General features: G+C 40.8%; 11 protein-coding genes and 1 tRNA gene. 7 read left to right on the plus strand and 5 right to left on the minus strand.

Translation table 11 applies throughout. From position 1 onward, the window contains the following. Positions 1–53: 53 nt before the first annotated feature. The 5 genes from CWB78_RS14520 to hemA are packed head-to-tail and all read right to left on the minus strand — an operon-like array spanning position 54 to position 5,247. Positions 54–428 carry a SirB2 family protein gene (locus tag CWB78_RS14520; RefSeq protein ID WP_055013325.1) on the minus strand — a complete coding sequence of 125 codons (375 nt, stop codon included), beginning with the start codon at positions 426–428 and terminating at the stop codon, positions 54–56. An 18-nt stretch (positions 429–446) separates the two neighbouring features. Then, the gene (locus CWB78_RS14525; protein WP_010388348.1) at positions 447–2,000 is read right to left on the minus strand and encodes a DUF3369 domain-containing protein; all 1,554 of its coding nucleotides are present in this window, start codon (positions 1,998–2,000) and stop codon (positions 447–449) included. 55 nt (positions 2,001–2,055) lie between these two features. Then, on the minus strand, positions 2,056–2,895 hold the full coding sequence (prmC, locus tag CWB78_RS14530; protein ID WP_138596198.1) for a peptide chain release factor N(5)-glutamine methyltransferase: 840 nt from the start codon (positions 2,893–2,895) through the stop codon (positions 2,056–2,058). Positions 2,896–2,897: 2 nt separating this feature from the next. Continuing rightward, a complete protein-coding gene (gene prfA / locus CWB78_RS14535) occupies positions 2,898–3,983 on the minus strand; it encodes a peptide chain release factor 1 (RefSeq protein ID WP_010388346.1) in 1,086 nt (361 codons plus the stop codon). 7 nt (positions 3,984–3,990) lie between these two features. Next, complete coding sequence (gene hemA, locus CWB78_RS14540) at positions 3,991–5,247, minus strand: glutamyl-tRNA reductase (RefSeq protein ID WP_171040351.1); 1,257 nt, start codon at positions 5,245–5,247, stop codon at positions 3,991–3,993. Between the two features lie 83 nt (positions 5,248–5,330). Here hemA and lolB point away from each other — a divergent pair, with 83 nt between their 5' ends. The 7 genes from lolB (at position 5,331) to CWB78_RS14575 (ending at position 10,723) form a co-directional block, all read left to right on the plus strand. Next, positions 5,331–5,918 (plus strand): lipoprotein insertase outer membrane protein LolB, encoded by a 588-nt coding sequence (gene lolB / locus CWB78_RS14545; RefSeq protein WP_010388344.1) that lies wholly within the window; start codon positions 5,331–5,333, stop codon positions 5,916–5,918. A gap of 2 nt (positions 5,919–5,920) precedes the next feature. Next, on the plus strand, positions 5,921–6,778 hold the full coding sequence (gene ispE, locus CWB78_RS14550; RefSeq protein WP_075169575.1) for a 4-(cytidine 5'-diphospho)-2-C-methyl-D-erythritol kinase: 858 nt from the start codon (positions 5,921–5,923) through the stop codon (positions 6,776–6,778). A gap of 86 nt (positions 6,779–6,864) precedes the next feature. Then, positions 6,865–7,812, plus strand: coding sequence for a ribose-phosphate pyrophosphokinase (locus CWB78_RS14555; protein ID WP_008115168.1), 948 nt, complete (start codon positions 6,865–6,867; stop codon positions 7,810–7,812). Between the two features lie 149 nt (positions 7,813–7,961). Then, positions 7,962–8,576 (plus strand): 50S ribosomal protein L25/general stress protein Ctc, encoded by a 615-nt coding sequence (locus CWB78_RS14560; protein WP_010388341.1) that lies wholly within the window; start codon positions 7,962–7,964, stop codon positions 8,574–8,576. Between the two features lie 18 nt (positions 8,577–8,594). Further along, entirely contained in the window at positions 8,595–9,179 is a 585-nt protein-coding gene (gene pth / locus CWB78_RS14565) for an aminoacyl-tRNA hydrolase (protein ID WP_008115166.1), read from the plus strand. Positions 9,180–9,234: 55 nt separating this feature from the next. Next, on the plus strand, positions 9,235–10,326 hold the full coding sequence (gene ychF, locus CWB78_RS14570; RefSeq protein ID WP_008115165.1) for a redox-regulated ATPase YchF: 1,092 nt from the start codon (positions 9,235–9,237) through the stop codon (positions 10,324–10,326). 320 nt (positions 10,327–10,646) lie between these two features. After that, positions 10,647–10,723 (plus strand) — tRNA-Met (locus CWB78_RS14575). Positions 10,724–10,752 lie beyond the last annotated feature (29 nt).

The raw sequence follows: 10,752 nt of genomic DNA on the forward strand, positions 1-10,752 counted from the left end.
ATAAAGAGGCAAGCTTTACACCTGTAGTGTAAAGCTTAAGCAAGTATTGTTAATTACAACAATAGCGGGGCTTTGGCGGTTGCTAAAAAGCCAATAGCTAAGATAACCGCAGTGTTAAACACTAAAAACATAACTTTAGGTAATGTTGTGGTTTGCTTCGCACTAATAATCCCAACGGCGATATAAACAACCACCAATACAATTTTTTCTAATAGCCAAAGTTGCTCTAACGGGTTTATTTTAGCCATGGCCATTAAAGTAATAGCCGAGATGATTAGTAAGGTATCTATACTGTGGCTACCAATGAAAACCACTTTATTTTTAGCAAGGCTGCCACTGCCCATGCGCGAAAAAGAACGTACGTAAAATAAAATAATACTCACTAGCGCAATCGCCATGTGCGTATGTTTTAATGCTAAATAATCCATGTGTATTGTTACTTCTGTTTAGTTATGTGTTTTATCAGGAAAGCGTAAAATTACCGCTTCAAGTTCTTCAAGTTTATCATTGAATACATCAACAAGTTTAGGATCAAAATGCGTACCTTTGTTTGCATTGATCTCAGCAACGGCTTCTTCAAGTGTCCACGCACCTTTATAACAACGTTTATGACGCAGTGCATCATACACATCGGCCAATGCCACTATGCGAGCAAAAATATCGATACTCTCGCCTTTTAAGCCGCAAGGGTAACCAGACCCATCCCATTTTTCGTGATGTTGCTGTGCAATTAAGGCCCCTGCACTGACTATTTTACGCGGTGAATCTTTTAAAATGGCGTAGCCTTTGCCTGCATGGGTTTTCATAACTTCCCACTCATCACTGTTTAATTTACCGGGTTTATTTAAAATAGCATCCGGAATACCTATTTTACCCACATCATGTAGAGGCGAGGCAAAGCGAATTAAATTCGCTTGCTCTTCAGATAATCCATACGCTAATGCCAGTTCATAACAAATATAAGCAACCCGTTTTACATGATTACCCGTTTCACATGAACGCTGTTCAACTGCTTCGCTTAAACGATAGACAAGTTCTTGCTGGGTGGCTTCAACTTCAGTGTGTAATTGTACATTTTCAAATGCCAACTGCACATTTTGAGAAAAAATTTCGATTAGATTTCGTTGCGTATCTGTCAGTTTTGATGGCACACCGGATACAAATAACATCGAATTATGATTAAATTTACTACTACAATAGGCAAACAAATAGTCATCTTTATAAACAATTGCTTTGTTAGCTAGGGCTTCTTGGCACGCTAAGAGTTGATCTGCTGCTAATACTGTTTCTAGCTCTTCCCCTTCGCGCTTAGCAAAATCACCAGTGCCAGAGCAAACAATCAGTTTTTTATTTAATTCCTCTGACGGATTTTGCGCAACTAAGGTAGTGGCATACATAGCTTCGTCGGCCACATTAAGCAAGGAGGTTAGCTGCTGCATCACCCCTTCAATAAAGTTATCCATTGAATGAGTTGCAAAAATATTGCGAGAGGCGGTTATTATTTTTTCCAGCCCCTCACGTGACTGCTCAATAGAAATAATATCGCGATACGAACGAAGACTAGCCATCATCACGGTGAATAGTTTTTGTGCGGTGAGTTCTGTTTTAGATTTGTAGTCATTTATGTCGTAATTGACAATGACTTGACGCTCAGGGGCTTGACCTGGTTGCCCAGTGCGTAAAATGATACGAATGTAATTATTTTTAACGGTATTGCGTATGTATTTCGCGACTTGCAAACCAGCGTCGTCAGTTTCCATAACAACATCGAGTAGGATGATGGCTGCATCTGGGTGCTCATCAATTAACTTTTTTGCTTCTGCACCTGAATATGCGCTAATAAATTCCAAACGTTTATCTTGGAACTTAAAGTCACTCAATGCTAAACGGGTAACAGCGTGAACCTCTGGCTCATCATCAACTATTAAAACTTTCCATGTTCCTTGCTCTTCACTTGCTACTTCAGGTGGTTGTTCATTTGAAAATAAAAAATCTTCCATCACATAGAATTCCTTAAACCATATGCAAACAAACAACGGAGCTACTATAAATAATTTAGGGCCATTGTCCGAACGTTACGCGGTCGTTATTACCAAGATCTTTCACTGTGCTTACATTTATAAACGCCATTTGATTGAAAATATGACGCACAGCTGCACTTTGCTCAAATCCGTGTTCAATTAAAAGATAGCCACTTGCGTGTAAATAGTCACGTGATTGTGTAATTATTTGTTTAATATCAGCCATTCCTGCATCATCTGCGACTAATGCAGACAAAGGTTCAAAGCGCACGTCGCCTTGATGTAAGTGAACATCGTCATGTTCTATATAGGGTGGATTGGTTACAATTAGATCAAATTTTTTGTTTTTTAACGCACTAAACCAGTTACTCTGCTCAACAGTCACATTATTAATAGCTAATCGCTCTTGGTTGCGCTTTGCCAACGCTACCGCATCATCAATACGATCAACAGCAATAATATCCCATGAGGGCATTTCGCTCCCAAGTGCCAGTGCTATAGCTCCCGTGCCCGTGCCTAAATCAAGTACTTTCGCGTTTTTAGGCACTTCGCACTCAAGCGCAAGTTCAACTAAGGTTTCTGTATCAGGTCGAGGGATAAGTGTTGTTGGGTTCACTTCAAGCTGCAAACTCCAAAATTCACGACAGCCGGTAATATGCGAAACAGGTTCGCCTTGTAAGCGACGTTCACAGGCACGTTGAAATGCCTGATACTGTTCATCTGTGAGCTGTTTTTCAGGCCAAGTAAATAAATAACTTCGTGGCTTTTGTAAAATATTGAGCAGTAATACTTGTGCATCTAACTTTGCGCTATCACTACTTGATGCTAATAAATTAGTACCTGTAGTAATAGCGTTTTCAACAGAAGGCGTCACGATTAATCGTCGCCCATTGCTGCAAGTAAATCTGCTTGATGCTCTTGCATTAGAGGCTCGACAACGGCGCCTAAATCACCCGCTACCACTTCATTAAGACGATAAAGCGTTAAGTTAATACGGTGATCGGTAATACGACCTTGTGGATAGTTGTATGTACGAATACGCTCAGAACGATCGCCGCTGCCAACTAAGTTACGACGTTCTGATGCTTCAGCAGCATGACGCTTTTCATCTTCAGCTTGCTGAAGGCGCGCAGCCAATACCGACATCGCTTTAGCACGGTTTTTATGCTGAGAGCGCTCATCTTGACACTCAACCACTACACCCGTAGGTAAATGGGTAATACGAATGGCAGAGTCGGTTTTATTTACGTGCTGACCACCCGCGCCCGACGCTCTAAAAGTATCAACTTTAATGTCGGCAGTATTGATTTCGATGGCTTCTGCTTCTGGTACTTCAGCCATAACAGCTACAGTACATGCTGAGGTATGTACACGGCCTTGAGACTCAGTTTCAGGAACACGTTGTACACGGTGAACGCCTGATTCAAATTTTAATTGTCCGTAAACACCTTCACCGCTGATGTTAGCAATTACTTCTTTGTAACCACCGTGCTCACCTTCGTTGGTGGTAACAACCTCTACTTTCCATTTTTTTGTTTCTGCGTAACGGCTATACATTCTGAATAAGTCGCCAGCAAAAATAGCAGCTTCATCGCCCCCTGTTCCTGCACGAACCTCTAAAAATACATTGTTGTTGTCTCTCGGATCTTTAGGGAGCATCAGAACTTGAATGTCATCTTCTAAAGTCGAAATCTGTGCTTTTGCTTCTTTGTATTCTTCTTGTGCCATTTCACGCATTTCAGGATCTGAATCTTTAAGCATTTCTTCAGCACTGCTCAAATCCTCTTGTGCTTGCTGGTACGCTAAAAATGTTTTTACCACTTCTTCAAGCTCAGAGTATTCTTTTGAAAGAGTACGAAAGCGGTTTTGATCACTAATGACCGATGGGTCACTTAGTAGCGCTTGTACTTCTTCATAGCGCTCAACTAAGGTTTCTAATTTACGATAAACGGACTCTTTCATTTAACTGTTATTCCTGATCTATACCTAACATTTTTTTCAATTGATTTAACTGAGCCACTTCACCTTTTTTCGCTGCATCTTGGATGGCACGGGTAGGCGCGTGCATTAAGCGATTGGTTAATTTATTGGCTAGCTCTAAAATTACTTTTTCTGCATTTTTACCTGTATTAAGCTGGCTTAGGGCCCTATCTACAAGTTCTGTTTTTGTAGTTTGTACATCATTACGGTAGTGGCGAATTAAATCCACTGAATCAAGTGAACGCAGCCACATAAAAAACTCTTTGGTGCGCTCACTAATAATAATTTGTGCTTGTTCTGCCGCTTGCTCACGTGCAGCCATGTTTTCGCTAACAATGGCTTGTAAGTCATCAACGGAATATAAATAAGCGTCGTCAAGCTCTCCGACTTGGCTTTCAATATCGCGTGGTACAGCAATATCTATAAATAGCATAGGTTTATAACGACGTTGTTTCAGTGCTTGTTCCACCACTCCTTTACCAATAATAGGCAAAGTACTGGCGGTGGAGCTAATAACAATATCGGCTTGGTGTAATCGTTCTGGTAATTGTGCCAAGGCAATAACATCTGCTGACACTTCATCCGCTAAGCCGCGAGCCCGTTCTATTGTTCTATTAGCTACCGTTATTTTTTGTGGCTCATTTTGGTATAAATGTTTTGCTACCAGCTCAATGGTTTCACCAGCACCAATTAATAGCACCTTGGTTTTGTCTAATTTGCCATAAATATGCTTTGCAAGATTAACCGCAGCAAACGCAACCGAGACTGCACTCGCACCAATGTTAGTTTCGGTGCGTACTTCTTTTGCCACTGAAAAGGTTTTTTGAAACAAACGATCAAAAGTTACACCCACCGCATCGTGGGTTTTAGCGCTGTTATACGCTTGCTTTATTTGCCCTAAAATCTGTGGTTCACCTAACACCAGCGAATCAAGCCCGCAGGCTACACGCATTAAATGGTTTATTGCTGCGCTGTCTTCATAACAGTAGATGTTTTTACTCAGTTCATGTTCATCTAAACCATGGAAACTGGCTAACCATTGCAACAATGTTTGGGAATTTTGTTGCGCAAGGCTACAATACACTTCAGTGCGATTACAGGTAGACACAATAACCGCTTCATTAAAGTCGGCATGACCACTTAATTGCTGTAGCGCCTCTGAAATTTGCTCAGGCGAAAAGGCCACTTTTTCTCGTAAATCTACGGATGCGGTTTTGTGATTAATACCAAGTGCTATTATGGTCATATCTGCCAAATATTGCTGAGCCCTACTACATAGGCGGCAATTTTATCAAAAATCTCAGGAATATGGAAAGTAAGGAACAACATTTGACTCGACAATATTTTATTTTAACCCTGTTATTTGTTTTTTTAACGGGCTGCGCCAATAAAAACAACTACAATACAAAAACTTACGAAGACTGGAAGTTACGTCTTAGTACACAAAAAACTTGGCAGGTGGAAGGTAAATTAGCGTTTATTAGCCCTGATGAGCGCCAATCTGCTAACTTAAATTGGCAACAAACACAAAATAGTAATCATTTAGTGTTAACCACATTTATTGGCACCCGAATTTTATCGCTCAAACAAACCGCAGTGGGGGCTGAATTAATATTTGATGATCAACAGTTTTTTGATACTAATGCGAGTAAACTTTTACAACGCTTAACGGGGTTTACTTTACCGGTAAATAACGCCGGTCAGTGGTTAAAAGCCACTATTGACGATCAAACCTTAGAAGTCGATCAATTAGGCCGTGCTAAAAGCGTGTTATGGTTTGATGACGCTGGCAAAAAATGGCAAATAAACTACACCAGTTACATACAAAAACACGGTTTTTGGTTACCTAACGCGCTAACCTTAACCCATCAAAAGATTAAAATTAAAATCAAACTCTACGATTGGCAGTTTAACTAATTATGAATACTCCCTTTGAACTTTCGCTGATTGCGCCGGCGAAGCTAAATTTATTTTTACATATTAATGGTCGCCGTGATGATGGCTATCATGAATTAGAAACCCTGTTTACATTTTTAAACTATGGCGACGAGCTCCATTTTACGCTTACTAATGATAAAAGTATTAGTATTAGCGGTGACACTCATGGCATTGCACTAACTGACAACTTAATTTATAAAGCAGCTTTATTATTGCAAACTCAGTGTAAAGTGAATGTAGGTGCAAAAATAAATTTAACTAAACGTTTGCCTATGGGCGGAGGTGTTGGTGGTGGCTCATCCGATGCCGCGTCAACACTTTTAGCGCTTAATACACTGTGGAATACCGCTCTTACACTAGATGAACTTGCAGATTTAGGCTTGAAGCTCGGTGCTGACGTACCTGTATTCATTAAAGGTAAAAGTGCCATAGCACATGGCATTGGCGAGCAATTAGAGTATGTTAAATTGCCACAAAAATGGTACTGCGTTGTTTTTCCAAACCAGCATGTCAGTACTGCACAAATATTTACTCACCCCGATTTAAAACGTGACACGCCTAAACTTTTAGGTGACTGGCAACAACAGGTTTTGACTAACGATTGTGAGCCTTTAGTGAAAAAGCTGTGTCCCGAGGTTGAAAAAACCCTGCAGTGGTTGCTAAAATACGCCCCATCAAAGATGACCGGAACAGGTTCATGTTGTTTTGTTGAATTTGCTAGTCAAGTTCAAGCACAAGATGTACTTGCTAACCTCCCCCATACTTGGCAGGGGTTTATCGCATCAAGCGTTAATACTTCTCCTGCTCACACGGAGTTAGCCGCCATCATTGATAAATGAAGTAACGTACAAGTAATCATAAGTTAACCTACTTTGTTCATTCAATGTAAGTTAGTCCAAAAATTCAGTGCCTGAGGAACCCTACCGTGCCTGACATGAAGCTCTTCGCTGGTAACGCAACACCTGACCTAGCTCAAAAAGTTGCAAAACGTTTATATATTGAATTAGGCGATGCTGTTGTTGGCCGTTTTAGTGACGGTGAGATCAGTGTTCAAATTAATGAAAATGTTCGTGGCTCGGATGTTTTTATCTTACAATCAACCTGTGCCCCTACTAACGATAACCTGATGGAACTTATCGTTATGGTTGATGCGCTACGACGTGCATCTGCCGGTCGTATCACTGCCGTTATTCCTTATTTTGGTTATGCTCGTCAAGATCGTCGTGTACGTTCTGCGCGTGTGCCAATTACAGCTAAAGTGGTTGCGGATTTCTTATCAAGTGTAGGTGTTGACCGCGTTCTTACGGTTGATTTACATGCTGAGCAAATCCAAGGCTTCTTCGATGTACCAGTAGATAACGTATTTGGCAGCCCGGTATTATTAGAAGATATGAAAAACCGCGACTTTGATGACGTGGTTGTTGTATCACCTGATATTGGTGGTGTTGTACGTGCCCGTGCAATTGCAAAACTATTAAACGATACCGACCTAGCTATTATTGATAAACGTCGCCCTCAAGCTAACGTTTCTCAAGTAATGCATATTATTGGTGACGTTGAAGGTCGTGATTGTATTATTGTTGATGACATGATTGATACCGGTGGTACATTGTGTAAAGCAGCTGAAGCTCTTAAAGAGCATGGTGCTAAACGTGTATTTGCTTACGCTACTCACCCTATTCTTTCTGGTACAGCTGCAGAAAACTTACGTAACTCTGTGATTGATGAAGTGATTGTAACTGACTCAATTCCACTGTCTGACGAACTAAAAGCGCTTGATATTGTTAAAGTATTAACACTTGCAGATATGTTAGCAGAGACTATTCGTCGCATTAGCAACGAAGAATCTATCTCGGCAATGTTTGAACATTAAAGTTAAACATTAATGAGTATAAAAGCGCCTTTTGGCGCTTTTTTTGTAGGTGATGTTTATTTTATAAACCCGCAGTGGTATGATAGCGCGCCTTTTGGCTAGGGACCTTGGTCGCAAAGGCCCTAACACTTTTAATTATTGGAGACATCATGTCTAACACAACTTATACTTATGACGCTGAACTTCGCGTAGAAACTGGTACTGGTGCGAGCCGCCGCCTACGTCGCGAAGACAAAGTGCCGGCAATCCTTTATGGAGCTGATAAAGAAGCTTTATCGCTTACTTTTGAACATAAAGATATGATCAAAGCACAAGAAGACGAAGGCTTTTACACTCACATCCTTACATTAAATGTAGGTGGCGAGAAAGTTGAAGCTATCTTAAAAGATATCCAACGTCACCCTTTCAAGCCTAAGCTTACTCACCTTGATTTCCAACGTGTAGACGCAACTCACAAACTAGTAACTAAGGTTCCTTTACACTTCATCGGTGAAGATAAAGTAACTAAGTTAGGTGCAACTGTTGTTCACCAGTTAACTGAAGTTGAGATTTCTTGTCTTCCTAAGTCACTTCCAGAATTCATCGAAGTAGACGTATCTGATCTTGTAGCTGGTGATTCAATCCACCTTACAGATCTTGCGTTCCCTAAAGGTGTTCAATCTGTTGAGCTTGGTAAAGGCGAAGGCCACGATCAGTCTATCGTTACTATCAAAGCTAACAAAGCAGCTCCAACTGAAGACGACGCTTCAGACGCTGCAGAATAATATTTAAGGTCTCGCACCTTGAATTCTATTCAAATGCTTGTGGGCCTGGCTAATCCAGGCCCCGAATACGCAAATACACGCCACAACGCAGGTGCTTGGTTCATTCAAGAACTCGCTGCACGCTACAACTGCACGCTAAAACACGACCCTAAATATCACGGCCTTACTGGCAAAGTGATTATTCAAGGCAAAGAATTCAAATTACTGATCCCCACCACTTACATGAACTTAAGTGGCAAAGCGGTGAGTAGTTTAGCCAATTTTTTTAAAATCCCAGTGGAAGACATACTTGTCGCCCATGATGAATTGGATTTAGACCCAGGCGTTGCCAAATTAAAAAAAGGCGGCGGACATGGCGGTCATAATGGCTTAAAAGACATTATTGCAAAAATGGCAAATCAAAAAGACTTTATGCGCTTACGCATAGGTGTTGGTCATCCAGGACATCGTGAAATGGTCACCGGTTGGGTGCTTGGAAAAGCAGCCAAGGAAGATCAGGAAAAAATGGATGCCGCAGTTGATGAAGCAGTTCGTTGTATGGAAATACTTGCTAAAGACGGTGTGTTAAAAGCACAAAACAGACTACATTCGTTTAAACCCTAATTTTTAGGGGTATACGTACACACGTTTTAAACGAATCTAAACAAGGTATCTTACTATGGGTTTTAAATGTGGCATCGTTGGCTTGCCTAATGTTGGTAAATCAACACTTTTCAATGCATTGACTAAAGCGGGTATTGAAGCCGCTAATTTTCCTTTTTGTACCATTGAACCTAATACAGGTGTGGTACCGGTGCCAGATCCTCGCCTAGACGAACTTGCTAAAATTGTTAACCCACAACGTATTCTTACAACAAGTATGGAATTTGTGGATATTGCAGGTTTAGTTAAAGGTGCATCGAAAGGTGAAGGCCTAGGCAATCAGTTTTTAGCAAATATTCGTGAAACAGATGCGATTGGCCATGTAGTTCGCTGTTTTGAAGATGAAAACGTTATTCACGTAGCCGGTACTATTGACCCTGCGGACGACATTGACGTGATCAACACTGAGCTTGTACTTGCTGATATGGACAGTGCTGATAAAGCAATTTTCCGTAATGCAAAAAAAGCAAAAGGCGGTGATAAAGACGCAAAAGAGCAAAATGCAGTACTTGAAAAAGTAAAAGTGCATCTTGATGAAGGCTTAACTTTACGTTCTTTAGCACTAACAAAAGAAGAAAAAGCAGCAATTGCGCCTATTAACTTCTTAACCATCAAACCAACTATGTATATTGCCAATGTAGCAGAAGATGGATTTGAAAATAACCCACTACTTGATCGTGTACGTGAAATAGCTGCCGCTGAAGATGCGGTTGTTGTGCCTGTGTGTGCTGCCATCGAGTCTGAGCTTTCTGAGCTTGAAGATGAAGACAAGTTAGAGTTTATGGCTGACCTTGGTCTTGAAGAGCCAGGGCTTAACCTTGTTATTCGTGGCGGTTATGAATTACTGCACTTACAAACCTACTTTACTGCGGGTGTAAAAGAAGTTCGTGCATGGACTATCCCTGTGGGTGCAACAGCGCCACAAGCTGCAGGTAAAATCCATACCGACTTTGAACGTGGCTTTATCCGTGCACAAACAATTGCTTTTGATGACTTTATTGCATGTAAAGGCGAAAGCGGTGCAAAAGAAGCAGGTAAAATGCGTCAAGAAGGTAAAGAATACATTGTTAAAGATGGCGATGTAATGAACTTCTTGTTCAACGTATAATTAAACACTGCACCACCTTGAGTGGCTAATTGTTTTGAAAGGCTCGTTTTTACGGGCCTTTTTTATTTTCAGCCGAATAAAAACAATAATTAGCTACTTTTACCATAAGCTCAGAATTGTAAAACAAAGCTATAATTACAATGCTACGCTCATAAAGAGTGTTAAAAAAGCAACGTTTTAATTAAAAAGTAGCCGGTTAGCCTATTTTTCCTGCAAACAAACCAACTTAAGTGTTTTTTTGCAAAAAAGGTGTTGACGAATTTGGGGCATATCAGCATAATACGCCCCGCACTCAGCGATGAAGTGCTAACAAAAAAGATGGCTAAGTAGCTCAGCTGGTTAGAGCACATCACTCATAATGATGGGGTCACAGGTTCAAATCCCGTCTTAGCCACCATTTATTTTTTGTTGCTCAATGAAGAGTGT

This window comes from Pseudoalteromonas sp. S1612 (assembly GCF_005887175.1).
In the GTDB taxonomy this organism is placed as follows: Bacteria; Pseudomonadota; Gammaproteobacteria; order Enterobacterales; family Alteromonadaceae; genus Pseudoalteromonas; species Pseudoalteromonas undina.